General features: G+C 49.6%; 15 protein-coding genes. 5 read left to right on the forward strand and 10 right to left on the reverse strand.

Annotated elements, in window-relative coordinates:
- The 6 genes from QJQ48_RS25445 to QJQ48_RS25470 form a co-directional block, all read right to left on the reverse strand.
- Positions 1-415 (reverse strand): helix-turn-helix domain-containing protein (locus QJQ48_RS25445; RefSeq protein ID WP_346294087.1); only part of this gene is annotated, 415 nt, incomplete at its 3' end.
- Positions 416-1,477: 1,062 nt separating this feature from the next.
- Positions 1,478-2,584 (reverse strand): HNH endonuclease, encoded by a 1,107-nt coding sequence (locus QJQ48_RS25450; RefSeq protein WP_346294059.1) that lies wholly within the window; start codon positions 2,582-2,584, stop codon positions 1,478-1,480.
- Complete coding sequence (locus QJQ48_RS25455) at positions 2,584-4,362, reverse strand: restriction system-associated AAA family ATPase (RefSeq protein WP_346294060.1); 1,779 nt, start codon at positions 4,360-4,362, stop codon at positions 2,584-2,586. Before QJQ48_RS25455 ends, QJQ48_RS25450 begins: the two co-directional genes overlap by 1 nt.
- 43 nt (positions 4,363-4,405) lie before the next feature.
- A complete protein-coding gene (locus QJQ48_RS25460; protein ID WP_346294061.1) occupies positions 4,406-6,109 on the reverse strand; it encodes a restriction endonuclease subunit S in 1,704 nt (567 codons plus the stop codon).
- Positions 6,106-7,764, reverse strand: a complete 1,659-nt coding sequence (locus QJQ48_RS25465) for a type I restriction-modification system subunit M (protein ID WP_346294062.1) — start codon at positions 7,762-7,764, stop codon at positions 6,106-6,108. Before QJQ48_RS25465 ends, QJQ48_RS25460 begins: the two co-directional genes overlap by 4 nt.
- A 33-nt stretch (positions 7,765-7,797) precedes the next feature.
- A complete protein-coding gene (locus QJQ48_RS25470; protein WP_346294063.1) occupies positions 7,798-10,605 on the reverse strand; it encodes a type I restriction endonuclease subunit R in 2,808 nt (935 codons plus the stop codon).
- 672 nt (positions 10,606-11,277) lie between these two features.
- Here QJQ48_RS25470 and QJQ48_RS25475 point away from each other — a divergent pair.
- The 4 genes from QJQ48_RS25475 (at position 11,278) to QJQ48_RS25490 (ending at position 13,726) form a co-directional block, all read left to right on the forward strand.
- A complete protein-coding gene (locus tag QJQ48_RS25475; protein WP_346294064.1) occupies positions 11,278-11,469 on the forward strand; it encodes a ribbon-helix-helix protein, CopG family in 192 nt (63 codons plus the stop codon).
- Between the two features lie 184 nt (positions 11,470-11,653).
- Positions 11,654-11,959 carry a 3'-5' exonuclease gene (locus QJQ48_RS25480; RefSeq protein ID WP_346294065.1) on the forward strand — a complete coding sequence of 102 codons (306 nt, stop codon included), beginning with the start codon at positions 11,654-11,656 and terminating at the stop codon, positions 11,957-11,959.
- Between the two features lie 221 nt (positions 11,960-12,180).
- A complete protein-coding gene (locus tag QJQ48_RS25485; RefSeq protein WP_346294066.1) occupies positions 12,181-13,119 on the forward strand; it encodes a DNA-processing protein DprA in 939 nt (312 codons plus the stop codon).
- A gap of 151 nt (positions 13,120-13,270) precedes the next feature.
- Positions 13,271-13,726, forward strand: a complete 456-nt coding sequence (locus QJQ48_RS25490; protein ID WP_346294067.1) for a hypothetical protein — start codon at positions 13,271-13,273, stop codon at positions 13,724-13,726.
- A gap of 52 nt (positions 13,727-13,778) precedes the next feature.
- On the opposite strand, the gene QJQ48_RS25495 is transcribed toward QJQ48_RS25490, so the two are convergent.
- Complete coding sequence (locus tag QJQ48_RS25495) at positions 13,779-14,159, reverse strand: hypothetical protein (protein WP_346294068.1); 381 nt, start codon at positions 14,157-14,159, stop codon at positions 13,779-13,781.
- Positions 14,152-14,616 (reverse strand): hypothetical protein, encoded by a 465-nt coding sequence (locus tag QJQ48_RS25500; protein WP_346294069.1) that lies wholly within the window; start codon positions 14,614-14,616, stop codon positions 14,152-14,154. The genes QJQ48_RS25495 and QJQ48_RS25500 overlap by 8 nt, the downstream gene beginning before the upstream one ends.
- 191 nt (positions 14,617-14,807) lie before the next feature.
- Between QJQ48_RS25500 and QJQ48_RS25505 the strand changes: the two genes are divergently transcribed.
- Positions 14,808-15,566: a hypothetical protein gene (locus QJQ48_RS25505; protein ID WP_346294070.1), complete on the forward strand. Its 759-nt coding sequence runs from the start codon at positions 14,808-14,810 to the stop codon at positions 15,564-15,566.
- A 4-nt stretch (positions 15,567-15,570) separates the two neighbouring features.
- On the opposite strand, the gene QJQ48_RS25510 is transcribed toward QJQ48_RS25505, so the two are convergent.
- Together QJQ48_RS25510 and QJQ48_RS25515 are read right to left on the reverse strand one after the other, a co-directional pair.
- Entirely contained in the window at positions 15,571-15,897 is a 327-nt protein-coding gene (locus tag QJQ48_RS25510; RefSeq protein ID WP_346294088.1) for a thermonuclease family protein, read from the reverse strand.
- 3 nt (positions 15,898-15,900) lie between these two features.
- The gene (locus QJQ48_RS25515) at positions 15,901-16,170 is read right to left on the reverse strand and encodes a hypothetical protein (protein ID WP_346294071.1); all 270 of its coding nucleotides are present in this window, start codon (positions 16,168-16,170) and stop codon (positions 15,901-15,903) included.
- Positions 16,171-16,365 lie beyond the last annotated feature (195 nt).

A 16,365-nucleotide genomic window follows, 5' to 3' on the forward strand; every position in this document is an offset into this window, starting at 1 on the left:
GCTTCTTCTGCTTTTTCTCGCGTTCGGCTATTTCGCCCGCTAAGATGCGGTAGACACTTCGGCGGCTGGGATAGCCACTCTCACCCACTTCGGCGGCGCGGCTTTCCACCAGTTTCGCTACCTGGGAACGGCTCATTTGGCGGCTACCCCGGTTGCCCTGGCGGTACGTCTTGACAATGAACTCTTGCCACTCTTCGCTCACACGCCGATCTCCCTTATCTGAGCGCTCACGCCGTTTTAGACCCTCAATGCCTTGTTGCTTGTATTGCCGTTTTAGCCGGTAAATGCTGCTCTCGTGTAGTCCTAGCTCCTGGGCCGCTTGCTTTTTAGCCTCACGTTTTGAGACCCCTGACAGTCGTTGCAATACCTGCGATCGCTGCTTCACTTCAGACGGCAGTTCCTCTAGTAGAGGCATTTCCACGGGGATAGAGGTCTCTATTGAGGATGACAATTTTTCCCTTTTTGACTCTATTTCATGTGCCACTCTATTTAATAATATCTATAGCCTCAATACCTGAAATCGCGATCGCTGCTATCTACCAACCAGAAACGCTTTTGGGTTCACTTTATTATGATATACCGTGCCACAGTATTTAATAACTAGCTTGTGCCAGTTTATTTGATAATAAACGCTGTAATCAAGCCAATACAGGCACTCTAGATATCTCGCAGATCATTGGCTATTGATAAAAAATTCGCGGCAATCCTGACAGTCGCGATCGCTATCCTACAGGCAAATCAAAGCTTACAAGAATCTATTACTACTTATCTTGACACTAATCCCTTATATTATTAAATAACTTGGCACTCGACAAGTTTCTACAGCCATACACAGTCTGCTTACATGTTATTAAATATGCCTGCACCATGAAACTTGTTATATACGCGCATGTGTTTTGTACGCGCAGTGTACTGCTATCCCCTTTAGCCATAATCGCTGTAACTACTGCTGTACAAGCGTTCTGGGCGTATTGATTAATGCATCTTAGGCACAATCTGTTCTATCTACAAATAAAACATGTTCAAGTGTATGAATCTCTATAACATGTTTTATACGCACAAACGCCCCTAAATAATACAAGTTATTTACGTACAAACAACTTGTATTAAAATCGCTCTTTCAATAAAAAGAGAACATGTTAATACGATCGCTGAAAGGTAAGCGAACATAGGGCAATCGCCTATAACGTCTCTCTAATAAGTAAGCTGGCTCTTTGTTTGATAAAAGATAAGCGATCGCTAGCTGTTCTTGAGATACGAGCGCAGTATCGCTCTGAGAACCTACTCAAAAGCGCTAAACGAAAATATCTCTGTCGAATATTTCCAAGCGCGATCGCATAAAGGAATAAAGAGTTAGGGTCCAGAACATTAGCCAGCTTAGATCACCAAAAGCTTGCAAGAGCCTGATGTAATTGTCGCCTGACAATGAGGGGCAATCTCAATCGTTTTAGGCATGGCATTGCGATAGACGCTTTGCCTATATTATGGCTTTGCTATCGGACTTCATATTACTACTCCACAGTCCAATGCGGTGACAGCCTTCCAGAAAGGCGACCTTCAAAAAATTGCTATTGGCAATAGAGTCCCTTGCCGTCGGCCGCCGTACAATGTTCAGTGCATCCTCTATTTCTATGCCAAAATCGCTCAAAGTTCTAATTTGTTCGAGCCAATCCTTGGCGTCGTTACTGCAGCATTTAGCTTGATAACGTTCTTCAATGCCGTAAACGTCTTGCCAAGCGTCCAGTTCTTCACTGATAGCGGTAGGGCCAAAGGTGAGCTGAATGTCTGAGGCGGTCAGATTATCAATGTCTGGGTTGCTGAAATCGATGGAGATTTCAATTGTGTGACTAGCGGTGGTGTATGGGTAGAAAAACTTTCGTCGATGGGTTGCTCCGGCTGGATCTTTGGGCGTAAAGGCTGCGTCTTTGGTGCCTTTATAACTGCTGTTGCAGTGATGACAAGCTGGCACCAAATTGCGGAAATTGATGGAGTTAAACGGGTAGAAACCTTTCGGAAGATAGTGATCGTAGGCTTCCCGTTTGCTGTGGTAAATCCCAAAGACATCGCTAATGCCGCAAAATGGGCATTTTCCTGCTTTGTTTACCGTCATAAATTCGTGATAGTGGTCGTCAATTTGGCCAATCTTGTCCCGTAGAACCTTGAGGTTCAATAACTGCTGGGAATAAAGCCCCTTAAAGAATGAGGCGAGCTGTTCACTCAGGTCAGAGTGTGTGGTCTCAATGTCGGCATAGCGAACCAGGGGAACGGCTGCATCTTTGGCACAGACTCTTTCGATGTTGTTGTTGGCCTGATACCACTGCTTGAATTTGTCAACCTCGTCAGGGGTCAACGGGGCGAACAAGTCATAGATGCGTTCGACATGACCGTTAAAGAAATCTGCTCCTTTGGTATCGGAGTAGTGAAAGGCTTTCATTACTTCTTTGAGTTCGGCATTGCCGTCGAATAAGTCAAGGCTAAAGGGTTCACCTTCGGGCGCTTTGCACCACACGTCAAAAAAGATGAAGTCGATGAATTCCTGCATCTTTTCCATTTGGTGAGGCACATAGGTGTAGGCAAACAGCATTAGTCCTGAGCCTCCATGCAATCGAGAATGGTTTTGATCAGTAGCATCTTCTCTACAGAGTCGCCGAGTTGCTGGTTGATTTCGTCAATCAACTGGTCTTGGTTCTCACTGGCATTGTTGGAGCGCTCTCTAAACCTGCCCAAAATGGCCTGCGCCCGACCACCGATGGTTTCGCGCTTGTCGAAGGTGTTCATCGTGATCTTGTTGATGGAAGCACCCAAGGTGTTGTACTCGGGGTGGCTGATCGATACGATGCCATCGGTTTTGTGAAACACCAGCACTTTTTCTGGCCGACTGTCGGAGATCACAAAGGGCGTGTGGGTGGTGATGAACATTTCCTGGCGGTCGGCATCACCGAAACTTTGGTAGAGGCGAGTGACAAAGTTGGCCCGCCAATCGGGGTTGAAGTGGGTTTCGGGCTCGTCCAGCAGAAACAGGCTGTGAGTGTTTTTGAACAGCAGGCAAAGCCCCAAGGTGTGCAGTAGCTGGTGTTCACCGTCGGAGAAGGATTTTAGCAAAACCGGCTCAGCGACATCAGTTTTGGTCAGCCAGAAATTCTTGAAGCGGATGATGCGTTCATCAGCGGCGAGGGTGGGAACGCTCTCGCTGACATAAAGGCTGTTGGATTGATACAGGTCGGCTTTGAGCGAGTCGCTGACGGAGTAGAGATTGAGCGTTAGCAAAACCTGAAACGCCTGGAATAACCCGATAGGGGAGCCGGTAATGGCAAAGTCAAAGTTCTCGCGGAAAGCTTGCCGGGTAGCGTCGTTGACGTAGTAGTCCAGATAGAGGGTATCCGTTGAGGAATCGAGGAACCAACAGGTAGCACAGCGCTTAAAGCGGGCAATGATGGCGTCAGGGTCATCTTCATCACCGTCAAGCAGCTCAATCACGTTGACACGATAGCGTGGGGTGCCATCTTCCGCCTCTACCGCATCAAGTGCCGGATGGCGGTGAATGATGTCATCCAGCGATTCCTGTTGGCGGTCGTCCTGACTACCAAAGGCGTCTAACTGGGTGAGGTCTAACTCAAAGCTGAGCTGGATGACGATGCGAAACTCCCGCAAGGCTTCGATGCCAATATCTTCCTGAAAGGGGCTCAGGGTCGCTGCATCTTGTAAAAGCAGGTTACAGAGCAAAATCGCTTGGCTAAAGCCACTGTCGAGATAGACGAGGCGTGATTCGGGCCTACCGGGATAAGTCAACTGCTGGGTCAGCGCCTGCCAGTATTCGTCGAACTGGATGAACCGCATTTTGAAAAAGGACAGGCTGAGAATTTCGTTCTCGCCGGAGGAGTAGCCGAGGATATAGTCTGGCAGCAATTGACGGCGCAACTCTGCCCCGGCGGGTAACGCCTCCCAAGCTTCCTGCAGCGGATTCCACAAGGCCCAGACTGGTGCTTGCTCGGACTGTTTGATGATTCTGATGTGGACTTGCTCGTCTTCGCTGGTCAGGTCTAGGGGCGGCGGCATGAGGTATTCAATCTCAAACCCGTTTGGACTGGCCTGCTCGCTCCGAAAGCCGTTGGGGTTTTCCTGCTCTTCGTAGCGGAAACTATCCGGCAGGTTGAGCAGGTACATGCACTCCAGATGGTAGAAAATCGCCGCTAGGACTTCCAGCAGGTTGGATTTGCCGCTACCGTTGCGTCCAGCCAGGATGAACGGCGCAAAGTCTTGCTCGTCTTGTAAGGTCCACTCAGTGCGAAAGTAGTGCTCAAACCCGGTTTGCAGGCTGCGAAAGCCCTGGGGGTCGGTGATTTTTAGGCGCAGGAGTTTCATGTTGGCACCACGCAATTAGCACAGCAATGGGGATCAGCTGGCGTCATCGGGAGCTGGCTGCGTGAAGCTGAACGCAGTTTTTGACATCGTCGTAGGTTTGGGTCAAGTGCTGATCGCCCAATGCCCCAAAGACCCAGGCTTGAACGGAGTTGTATTCGGCTATGCTCCATTCGGGCAGGTCTTCCTCATCGGCTAACTCCACTAGGCGCTGCTGGGCGGCTTCGATAAATAGCTGGGGGGAGAAGGGGGCATTGTTAAAGTAGGCCAGCCAAACTTCTAGCCATTGGTTCATTAGGGCATGACGACCCTCGGCGGAATTGAGGGAAATCAGATCTGAAGGAGCAGGCAGGTTGAAGGGTTCCGTTGTGGGCGGCGGTTCGCTGGTTTCTGGGGGCTCGGCTGCGATGGTGTCAGTGTCTTCAGAGGGCAAGGGAACCTGCAATGAATTGAAGGTCTCGGTTAAGAGAGGCGGTGGTTCGCTGGTTTCGGATGGCTCGGCTGCGGTGGCGTCGGTGTCCTCAGAGGGTAAGGGAACCCGCGATAGATCCAGTTCGCCTTTGAAGGCTTTTTGGCTGAGTGCGCCGTAGAGAGTTTCTAGATCAGTCAGGCTTTGCTGGTAAAGAATTTTAATGCCTTCAACTTTTTCGACTATGGTGGCAAATTGGTCTTGTAGCTCAATGGGTGGAATGGGAAAAGGTATCCGATTCATTGCACCAACATTGAAGTGCTTTTGAATGCCGCCAACCTCTCTTGATGCGACAAGGGCCATGCCTCGTTCTGAGTTTAAGAGACTGGATAAGTAGTATGGATTGAGAACTCCTATGTCAGGTCTTACAAGGATTAGATCAATACAATTTGCTCCGTCCAGCTCACGTGGAATAACAGCCGCAGTTCCTGTTTTGCCAGTTCTGACAATGACTACATCGCCAGCATGCAAAATCGATTTCGCTAGTGGTCCTTCATTTGCCTGTTCAGAGAAGAAAACCAAGTTATCAAGTTCGATTCGATTTGGCTTGATATTGAGCGATCTGAGTGCAATCACACCTTCTTCTACATAGTAAGAAGCTGGCTTGACCACAACGCCCACTGTGAGCTGGGTACTGTACTCTTTTCCAGTAAGCATCGTCCATCCCTTCTCATTTCGCACTGGATCGCCAAACATCTCCAGGAAGACGCTTTTGAGTAGGTCGTCGAGTTGTTGTAGGTGTTGTTTGCGCTGGGCTATCGCGCCCTCAACCTTTCTAAGCACATAAGCAATCCGCTTCTGATCATCGAGGGGAAGCAGTGGAATTTCAATCGTTTTTAGATCAGTTAAATTAGTTCGAAGCCGCGTTGTACCTTTGCTTAACCTCAAAACCCTATCTTGACCTTCTGGGGAATTTAGAAAATCACATAGATATTGATGGTTAATCCTTGTTTTATCGCCCCTAAATCTGACAACATCAGCAACGATTATTCCCTCGTTGCAATAATCAGGTACGATACAAGCGGTTCCCACGGCACCCAATTTAGCTATCACGACATCACCAGATTTGTAATTATGTCGTGATAAGGAATCAGCCTTCTTTTGTGTGATGTACTTAACATCTTTTGGTAGATACTCATTGGGCCGGATATTCTGTAACCGCATGACAGGAACACCAGCATCAACATACTCCGATGCCTTTAAATTCGAGCCAAAAGGTCCATCAACAAAACTACCTTTGCCATCTGCTAGTTCACCAAGAGTAACTTCGGGATAATTCATCCAATCATCTCCCTTAGCTCCAGCAGTTCCCGCAGCATCCCGCTTTGCACCTTCGCTAATTCCTCGTCGCCGATATCACCCACCTCAGCCTGAATCAGCCTTTCCAAGATCACCCCTGGGGCTTCATAGCTCACCTCTTCAAACACCTCTTCTTTGTAGCGGCTTAAGCTCAGGTCATAGCCCTCAGCCTCAATATCCCCACGGGGCACCAAAAAGCACTTTTGGGTGCGATCGGTGTCGGTCTCCGGGTTGCGGACCTGATACTTGGCGACAATATCCTGCAAATCGCCATAGCCCTCCTGCTTGGTGCGTTTGTCGTCCAGTGAGTAGCCATCGCTCTCCATGTCGTAAAACCACACCTGCTCCGTGGCGGGTTCGGTGACCTTCTCTTTCGGCCCCCACACCTTGGTAAACAGTAGGATGGCGGTGCTGACCCCGGCATAGGGCTTAAACACGCCGCTGGGCATGGTGATGACGGCTTTAAGTTCGCAGCGCTCCACCAGCAGCTTGCGCAGCTCCTTGAACGCCTTGCTCGAGCCAAACAGCACTCCCTGAGGCACGATCACGCAGGCGGTGCCGCCTTTTTTCAGCAGACGGTAAATATTCTCGACAAACAGCAGCTCGGTCTTAGTGGTCGAGAGGGTCAGGTTTTCGTTGATGTCGCCCTTGTCAATGCTGCCGGTAAAGGGCGGGTTGGCCATCACGATGTCATATTCCCCTGCTTCGTCGTAGCTTTTGCTGAGGGTGTCTTGATAGTCGATGTGGGGCTCGTCGATGCCGTGCATCATCAGGTTCATCAAGCCCAGACGCACCATCGTGCCGTCGATGTCGTAGCCGTAGAGGCAGTTTTGCAGAATCGTTTGCGCGTCTTCGGTGAGGGCGGCCGCCACTGAGGTACGGGTGAAGCCGTCTTCATCGGGGGCGAGATCCGTTGTTCCGGCTTGGATGGCGAGCTGGGTAACGATGTACTGATACGCCCCCAATAAAAATCCGCCAGAGCCACAGGCCGGGTCGGCAATGCGGTGGCCCAGCTGCGGCTGCACCAGTTCGGCCATCAGCTTAATAATGTGGCGCGGCGTGCGAAACTGGCCGTTCTTGCCCGCCGTGGCAATCTCCGACAGCAACATTTCATAGACATCCCCCTGGATATCCTGAAAGGCCTGGCCATGTTCCTGGGAGTCTTGCTCCATGATGGCGAAGATCTGGTCGATGGTCTTCACCGCTTCCACCAGCAGCGTGGGTTTCGGGATGATGAACACCGCATTCTTCATGTGGTGGGAGAAGTTAGATTCCTCTCCATTCAGATCCTTCAGAAAGGGGAACACCCGACTCTGAACATGCTGCAGCATCTCCTCCGCCTGCATCCGCTTGAACTCGCTCCAGCGCAGCGCGCCCTTATCGATGGCATACTGCTCAGGATTCTCCTGTTGGCGGTACTCCGGCGGAATCCAGGTACCTTCAAACTTGGATGTATAGGACTCGCCGGTCCATTCGGCATCAGCTTGCTTTTTTAGATCCAGTTCATCCACCCGCTTCATAAACAGCAGGTAGGTGATCTGCTCAATCGCCGTGAGCGGGTTAGAAATGCCACCCGACCAGAACTTATCCCAGAGCTGGTCGATTTGGCTTTTGAGTTCAGGGTTGTTTTGCAGCATGGCTTGAATTTTGAGGGGTTGAGTCGCCGCTCGTCAAGCTGCCAACCGATCAGTGAGCTGTAAGATTTCAGTAATTTCTGCCGGGCTGAACACGCCCCGAATCCCTTGAGGATGAATGACCGTGAATGGAGTACTGATTAGGTCTTTCTTCTCCACCCTTTCCCGCTCGATGATGAAGGTCTTCAACAGGTTCAGAAACTCCAGTTGACGACTGCTCAGGCTGCTGTGCTGCTGGATGAACTGGTCAAACGCCTCGCTGACCGACTCCGGAAAGCTCCGCAGGGTTTCCAGGCCCAGGATGTGGCGGATGAACTGGATGAATCGCGCCTTCCGATTTTGATACACCTGGCGCAGCAGGTCTTCGGTGATGTGGGGATGCTCCGCATGGAGGAGTGTGGCCAGGGCATCGGCTTCCTCGGGGGCAATCGCCTCACCGTTTTTAAGCTTCATCAGCACCGGGTTACTTTCTGTCAGCTCAGCAATCACGGCTTCCACCATTTCCCGATAGCGGCTGATGCTGACCGATTCGTGCTGCGGGCCAAAATCTACCCGTTCTTTGTTGTGCAGCTCATCCACCAGGTTGAGATACACTGGCCCAGCGCTAGTACTGGATTCGCGGAACTTCATCAGCGGCCCCAGGCGCGTGTTTAACTCATCGAGGTCGGTCTCAAGCTCAGTCAAATCCCCCTCAGCCCAGTAGCGATTGGTTTGGGCAGCGCGAATCAGATCTGCTTCCGCTTTTACAAAATTGACCGACAGCGGCAGCTCTCCAATGCGCTGCACGATGCTCTCCCGCAAGTTTTCAGCCTTTGCTGGATCATCCTGGAGTCTGGCCAACCCGTAAGCCACCAGGTCACGCTCAAAGCGCATCGCCTTAAAGTCCACCTCAGACACCGTACGAAACAGCGGCTTGATGACGGTCCGCAGGAACTCCAGCTTGTGATGGTCTAGGGTAGTCCAAAATTTTTCATCGTCGAGGCGGGCCAGGGCCGCCGCCGCATCTTTGATGATGACCGAGTTCGGGGGCAACGCCGCGATCTGCTGACGGAGCTTGGCCACTTCCTGCTCGGCGATCGCATTATGGCCGCGATCGTTCGCGGCTTCGATCTTGTCGAGGCGGAGCCCCACTAACTGCACCGGCAACGGCAGATGGGGATTCAGCTCCTTACCTTTCGGCTGCAGTTTGAAATACTCGAAATTGTCCCAGCAATCGAGAATCAAGAAGACCTCTTTGGCTGGACACCAGGGCTTCGGTTTGCGGGCCTCCAGCAACCGCGTACCGCGCCCGATCATCTGCCAAAACTTGGTGTATGAGTAAACCGGCTTGGCAAACACCAGATTGACGATTTCCCGCACGTCAATGCCGGTATCGAGCATGTCCACACTAACGGCCACGCGGGGCATGTCGTTGTTGGTGAACTGATCCAGCAGCCCGCCCTTGCCGTAGACTCTGGGGTCTTCTGAGACCATGACCTTAGCCAGTTCGCCTTTGTACTGCGGATACAGCTCGTCAAAAATTTCCTCCATACGCCGAGCGTGAGCTTTGGAAGAGCAGAAAAATATTGTCTTACCGGGCAGCACCCCGTTGGGATCTTTGATACACTCCTCCATGAATTCTTTGACGATCAGGGTGTTGGTGCCCTTGTTGATCACCTGCTTTTCGAGCTGCGAGCCTTCAAAGTTGATTTCCTCGACTTCCTTGCCTTCTAGCAGCAGCTTTTTTTGGTCTGCCAGTGAGATCGTGCGCTTGCTGATGCCCTCCATCTGGAACTTGGTCTGAATCTTCATGACCTGAAAGTTGCACAGGTAGAGAGGAACGTTATTGACCGCTTCTTCAAAGGTATAGGCAAAGGTGGGGAGCCCATCCTCGCAGTGAAAGAGCTGAAAGGTGTTGTGGTCAATGATGTCGGTGGGGGTGGCCGTCAGCCCCAATGTGATGGTTTTGAAATAGTTCAGGACCTCTTGATAGGTGTTGTAAATCGAGCGGTGGCTTTCATCCACCACAATAAAATCAAAAAAATGCGGCGACAGCGGCTGTAACCCATCCCGAATGATGTTGAGCATAGTGGGATAAGTCGAGACGTAGATGCGGCGGTCTTTGGCAATCAGTTTCTCGCCCACCTTGGGCCAGCGCGGTTCGTGGGGTAAATGCTCCTTGAAGGCAGCCAGGGCTTGTTCCCGCAGCGCGATGCGATCGACCAGAAACAAGACTTTTTCAGCATGGCCAGCACGCATCAGGGCATCGACTAGGGCAATACAGGTGCGTGTTTTGCCGGTACCCGTGGCCATCACCAGCAGGAAGTTGCGTTGCTGCTGGTCAATGCCTTCCAGAACGGCTCGGATGGCGCGGATTTGATAGTCACGTCCGGCAATGTCGGTATTAATTAGCTCCTGGGTCAGGGGCTTTTTATTCCGGCGGATGTATTGGAACCGTTCTAAATCATCACGGGTGGGAAACCCGACAACTTTACGAGGCGGATAGTGTTCTAGATCCCAAAAGTAGATGTCGTGACCGTTGGTGTAAAAACAGAACGGCAGCTCACCGCCCTGTTGCTGCTGAATGTTGTAGCAATATTGTTTGGCCTGCTCGCGACCAATCGCGGCGGCTTTGCTCGATTTCTTAGCTTCGATAACGGCCAGAGGTTTGCCAGCTTTGCCGAGCAGCACATAATCACTAAATTGATGGCTTTCATAGGAGACTGGCTGTTCTGTAACCCTTGCAGACTGGGAGGTCAGAATATCAAATTCCTTCACAACCTGTGTGGGATCCTGGACATTCCAACCTGATTGCGCCAGAAGATGGTCAATCAGTTCAGTACGTGTCTGCTTTTCACTCTTCATCCGACCTATAGTTCACTGAGATTGATCTGAGCCCGAACATCCTTGCGAACAGCGATGCATGTGGCCGAGAGGTTACTTGTTGCTTGGTGTTCTAGAGTTCCCGGGTATTAACATTGAACATAACTTAGAAAAAATGGGATATTCCGGCATAAAGCCTTTGCCTGTTTAGCAGGATTTCGGCTGTCTTTCTGCTGACTTGAATCTTGCAACAGTCTCTTAAAACATAGGCCAGGTTAAAAAGTTTATCTACCTGGCATCGTTTCTCAGCCAAGTTCTATTTGCTCTTACCGTTGAAACAGCCATTATGAGGTGACACAAGAATCGTTCAGGGCAAGGGGGCACCTACTCAAGTTCACTGGGATCAATGCCCCGCTCTCGTAGTTTGGCCTGTGCCCGTTCTAGTTTTTGCTGGACCTGATTGCGTTCTTGAAACAGCAGAATAAAAACCTAGATTTAACCAGTTTTCGGGCGTTTCAGCGTTTTTCCGTAGATTCCGCTAAGAAAATTGCTTGCTAATGAGAATAACTCTCTTTAACGAGAATAGGAGCGATCGCGACAACCTCACGTCTTATCAGCGTTGACACTGTTAACAACGTTTACCAGTTTGGGCATACCAAAGTAGCACTATCAACCGCAGTGCAAGCGTTAACACCGTATACGTTGTTTACAAAGATGGAAAAACCGTTAGTCGCTACTAGGGTACCGCATTCATGGGCAGCGCAGATCGAAGAACTCTCACAGGAAACGGGGAAGTCTCAAAGTGAAATCGTGAGAGAGGCGATCGCGCAGTATCTGGGCAAGACGGACCCGGAGGCGGTGGCGACGATGGCGAGACGGTTAAGCAAGCTGGAGCAGTTGATTTAGAGACGCTCGCCCTCCCTAAAATTATTCCTACAAAGGCTAGCGAAGGTGAACAGCAGACTATAAAGCGGCGGCTGTCGATGCAGTAGTTGAGAAAGTCTGATCGCTCTACAATGAAGGCTATTCACCGGCTGACATTGCGATTGTCTATCGCTGGAAGGGCTATAAGGAAGCTGCTGCGTTTGGCTTGCTCTTGCAGCAGCTCCAGCAGCTTTACCTATGCCCGTACTGGATTACAGCTGATCGAGACTCGAAACATAACTATGACGCCAATCAACCCGGTGTGCGCATCATCACGGCTCTATCGTCGCTAGGGCTTGAGTTTAAGATGGTGCTGCTGCTTTGGATTGAGCAGTTTGCAGATTGCTATGATCAAGATGCGGAAACGGCGGCGCTAGCGAGACGGCAGCTTTATGTGGCGATGACGCGATCGCAGGATGAACTGCACTTGTTTGCGGGTGGGCGATCACAATTAGTGAATACACTGCACTAATTGAAGTTTGAGCCTTCTGGCAAAAAGACAAAGTTTATGTCACGAAAGATCACAACATTGTAGAGACATCACGCGTCTGATGTAAACATAGGTATATTTGCAAAGGTTGGTCGGTATGAGGCAGGATAAAATATGAGTTTTAAATTTTTCCTTGCGGCAGCATTCCTAGATAGGCTTTAGAACCCTTAACAGGTACACTTGTACTAAGAGGGAGATTAGAGATGATGGTTGCTAATGTGTTGGATAATTTTCCTGGTCTAATTAGTCCAGTTCGTGAAATCGCTTCTTATGAAGCGCTATGGACTCATCACACAACACCTACTCAGATTGCCAACCTTTTCAGAACTTTTGGCAATATTTTGCCGTCTGCAATCGCTGACTCAGAGGGCATTTCAGCAGGCGAGCTGCATCAAATACGGTCTGAGGCTGAAAGGTTGATGCCTTTTACTAAATACTCAGCTCTCTTCTACCAAGATTTTGAGTATCCAAATAGACTCAGAGATGCTAAACACCCAGTTGAAGTACTGTATTATCGCGGCAACTTGGACTTATTATCGTCCAAAGCTATAGCTGTTGTCGGAGCTAGAGAAGCATCTCCAGAGGGCATCGCACGAGCAAAGAAGACTGCTAAGCTTTTGGTTGAAGGTGGTTTCACCGTCATGTCTGGGCTTGCAAAAGGAATTGATACTGCAGCCCAGGAAGAGGCAATCAAGTTGGGTGGAAAAACGATCGGCGTTCTTGGCACAGCCTTGCACGAATCCTACCCGAAACAAAATAGGGCGCTTCAGCGTGAGATAGCCAAAAATCACATCATTGTGAGTCAAGTACCTTTCGTTCAGTACGATCGGCAGTGCCGCACCAATTTTAGGCGAAACCGCATGTTTTTTCCTGAGCGCAATAAGACAATGTCAGCCCTAAGCTTAGCAACGATTATTGTAGAGGCTGGAGAGTCTAGTGGTAGTTTGACACAGGCACAAGCGGCTATAGAGCAAGGCAGAAAGCTCTTCATCCTCAAGTCTTGCTTTGAAAAAGGACTTCAGTGGCCGAACAAGTATTTAGCCAAAGGTGCTATTAAAATTGAGGATGGTACGGAAATACTAGAGCACCTCGGCAATGCAGGCGATATCTCAGGGTCAGGAATTGCGGTGGCGAAAAACTGACGAGTCAAACTGGCTTGCCAACTGTCCAAACCATGAAAGTCTTTGCCTTTTCTACGGTCGCATTTACACACCGAGGGTAGGTTATGACTACTCTGAGACTAATCAGCTTATTGCTAATCTCAAGATTTCGCCTAATTCTGAGTCATGGCGAATGAGGTACAAGCAAAAGGCTATTCTAGCTTTTGCAGATGAGCTATCTTCTTTTCTACGGCTGTATTCACACAGCTCTATCGCTCTAGTACCAATGCCTCCGTCAAAAACGGCTGATCACATTGAATACGACGACCGCATAGATCAGGCAGCTAAGAGTGTATCTAGAAGACTTGAAAATATAATTTACTTACCTTTGCTTTATCGCACCCGAAGCGTCTCAAAAAGTTCCTACCAAAGTTCGGGTGGCGGGCGTTCGGCTGACCAAATCTATAAAGACTTTGCAATTGATGAAGATTTGGCTGCTCAATGTGAGATCAATACTTGGTTGATGATCGTAGATGATGTGCTCACTAGTGGAGCACATTTTGCAGCAGCGCGGCGACGCCTAATCGAACAGTTTCCCGATGCAGTAATTATGGGCTTGTTCTGGGCAAAAGCGCAGAGCGATGACTAGTGTTTAGATAAAGATGAAAATTGGCTAGCAGACTACGAACTAGAGATCTAATCTACACCGAATCATCCTTCCACTCACACTCCTCACAATCCCAATGAATCCGCGATCGCTCATACCACAGCGATCGCTCACACTCAGGGCAGCGCCCCGTAAATAGCGGATGCCAGTCCAGCAGCGCCCGGCGCTCTGCTAAGCTCAGTCGCTGCTCTGGCTGTAGAATCAACTCACCGTTATAGAAAGCCGCGCCATCCGGTTGCCAGGTCTCTTCGGCGTCATACCAGGAGAGCGGATCATCTTCAGGCTGAACCGGCTGATTTGTTTGTCGAAAATCGAGACACGTCTCGCGCTCTGGGCCAGATGGATGCAGGGCACAGACTAGGTAGGTGCTATGGGCGTAGAAGTGACAGCGATCGCACTCTGGTCGTTTATTCATTTGGAATGATTAGATTTACAGAAGTCGGTTCTCCTTGCGTACATCCCCCAGTGAAGCAAACCGCTGGTGCTGAGCGCAGCAAAAAACCTGCAGCCGGATTAAGCCACTCTGGAAAGTTTTGCTCTAAATAAGCCCGCTGTTGCTCTGTCAGTTCAGACACATTGATCGCATCCTCATCAAGCTGGCAGATTAGAGGGCTAGCTGTGAAGCTAGGAGTCTCATCGCAAGAGATTACTGTTTCTAAACGCCCCTGCTGCTCATCGAACATCTGAATTCGATACTCTGAATCACCCACACGACAAAGCGTATTCCCAGGCAGACCATTGAAAGATTCAGAGCCGCATTCAGGTGCGTGCTCTTGAGCAATCGCCGGTAGTCCGTAGAGCGAGCCCAGCAAACAACAAGTTGCTGCTAGCATACTCCAGCGTTTGAGTCGTAGCGTATTAGGCGATCGCATTCGGCACCTCTTCCTTCGTTAGCGTTGGTAGCGCTTATAGGTTGCCCAGCAGTAGAGGGAGTGAGATGTGAAGGCGATCGCTTTTAAGACTATTAAATTCGCTCGGCCTATTATTATGAAGCAAGTTAACAGCCATCTGGAATCAAAAGTCTTCAGAATGATTAGAAAATTGAAGGTTTGAGGATTGAATCTTGGCTAAGTCACCAAATTTCAAACTTTTCACCAGACAGTCAGTTTTAATCGTTTTTTTATTGAGCGCTACGAGCGTAATTCTTACTGTATGTCTGTTTGTCGTATTGAGCTTTAATAGTTCATCTGAAGAACGAGCTCTTGAGGAACCATCATCATCTCAGTCTTCTGCATCGCAATCAACAGACTTGGACTCTAGAAGCATTTCACCTGAAGAGTTACCATTGCCTTTTATTGAGTCTCATATATACATACCTGCCGAACCTGAAGTCCGTCCAATTTTGCCGAATTCGCCTTCCTCACAGCTTCCTGAAGGAAATTTGCTAACTAGGCAACCAGAGTTTGAGACGCCCATAGCATTATCACCACCCAGTGAAAGCAGTATTATTCTAGATAGCGAATTTTCTAACCTAGCTTCTGAACTCGAAGAATACAAAATATGGAGTCTTAAACACAGAAAAGTTGCAATTCAGACTCAATTTGCCAAAGACAATGTTCTTTTTTTCATAGTTCTTGGCACTGTAGCCTTTGGACTATATTTGTCGTATATCCAGTTTACAAAGGATGAACAGTCAGAGGGAAATCTAAAGTTAGGGCCAGCCGGACTTGAAATTACCTCATCAATTCTAGGCGTTTTTATTTTGGCTTTTTCAGTTAGTTTTCTATATCTATACTTAGTGCATGTATTTCCAATTCAGGAAGGTAGACAAGACAGTCTCTCTCCCGTGATTAACTCAAATAGTGATACAGCCGCAAATTAAGACATTATCGCCTCCGCTCGGCCTCTCGATACTCCCAAGGCTTCACCGCGCCAGCATTTGCCCAAACCCCTACCCGCGCCTGCCTCGCCTGCTCCTCACCCAAAGCGATCGCACTCTGATTCGGACAACTATCGCTATAGCGCTCGTAGTGATAGGCATAGCCGTCTAGCGTCATCTGAGAGTTGAGGTGAATTTCTTCATCAGTGCTGGTGGCAACGAATAGCTCAGCTACTGTTCGGCCATAGCGGTCGGTTTCAATAGGCATCACGATAAGGCTACCGTCACCCTTGTTGATCAGCGATCGCAGATGGTTACGTGAAGCTTCTCCCAGCGGCTACTCCATCTCAGGGGCGTCAATCCCGCACAGCCAAATCTTAATTTCCTTGGAGCCGTCTGTCACTCTGAGCGTGTCGCCGTTGTAAACCGAGCCAGGGACGAGCTGGTAGTGTTCGCTGACAGGCATGGAGCTACTAGGCAAGGCGGTAGCAATCGCCTCGGTAACGGACTCTGGCAGCCACTTAGCAGTGGCCGCAATCGCGCCAAGGATAAGTAGGGGGACGCGACATTTTTTCGTTCGATTCTTATGTGGATTCGGTGAAAACAAGCTGAACTGCGCACTCTAAGTATGAGGCTTCAAGGGGGTTGAAGCATGGTTTACTCAGATCACCAAAAGCGAGAAAGAACCACTTGAAAGCCTTGCGAAATCCAAGGCTCAGCTAGAGACTCTTTATCTCCTGGCTTGGCAGCAAAGCTGCCGTGGAAGGCCCGATTCTCTACAATCAAATAAACTGTCTTCCCC

Source organism: Sphaerothrix gracilis Ecp01 (genome assembly GCF_030405905.1).
Classification (GTDB): Bacteria; Cyanobacteriota; Cyanobacteriia; order Phormidesmidales; family Phormidesmidaceae; genus Sphaerothrix; species Sphaerothrix gracilis.

Bases quoted from the DNA above. Each gene is read 5' to 3' on its own strand.
- QJQ48_RS25450 (WP_346294059.1), bottom strand. From the start codon at position 2,584: ATGCTGTTTGCCTACACCTATGTGCCTCACCAAATGGAAAAGATGCAG.
- QJQ48_RS25455 (WP_346294060.1), bottom strand. From the start codon at position 4,362: ATGAAACTCCTGCGCCTAAAAATCACCGACCCCCAGGGCTTTCGCAGC.
- QJQ48_RS25460 (WP_346294061.1), bottom strand. From the start codon at position 6,109: ATGAATTATCCCGAAGTTACTCTTGGTGAACTAGCAGATGGCAAAGGT.
- QJQ48_RS25465 (WP_346294062.1), bottom strand. From the start codon at position 7,764: ATGCTGCAAAACAACCCTGAACTCAAAAGCCAAATCGACCAGCTCTGG.
- QJQ48_RS25470 (WP_346294063.1), bottom strand. From the start codon at position 10,605: ATGAAGAGTGAAAAGCAGACACGTACTGAACTGATTGACCATCTTCTG.
- QJQ48_RS25475 (WP_346294064.1), top strand. From the start codon at position 11,278: ATGGAAAAACCGTTAGTCGCTACTAGGGTACCGCATTCATGGGCAGCG.
- QJQ48_RS25485 (WP_346294066.1), top strand. From the start codon at position 12,181: ATGATGGTTGCTAATGTGTTGGATAATTTTCCTGGTCTAATTAGTCCA.
- QJQ48_RS25490 (WP_346294067.1), top strand. From the start codon at position 13,271: ATGAGGTACAAGCAAAAGGCTATTCTAGCTTTTGCAGATGAGCTATCT.
- QJQ48_RS25495 (WP_346294068.1), bottom strand. From the start codon at position 14,159: ATGAATAAACGACCAGAGTGCGATCGCTGTCACTTCTACGCCCATAGC.
- QJQ48_RS25500 (WP_346294069.1), bottom strand. From the start codon at position 14,616: ATGCGATCGCCTAATACGCTACGACTCAAACGCTGGAGTATGCTAGCA.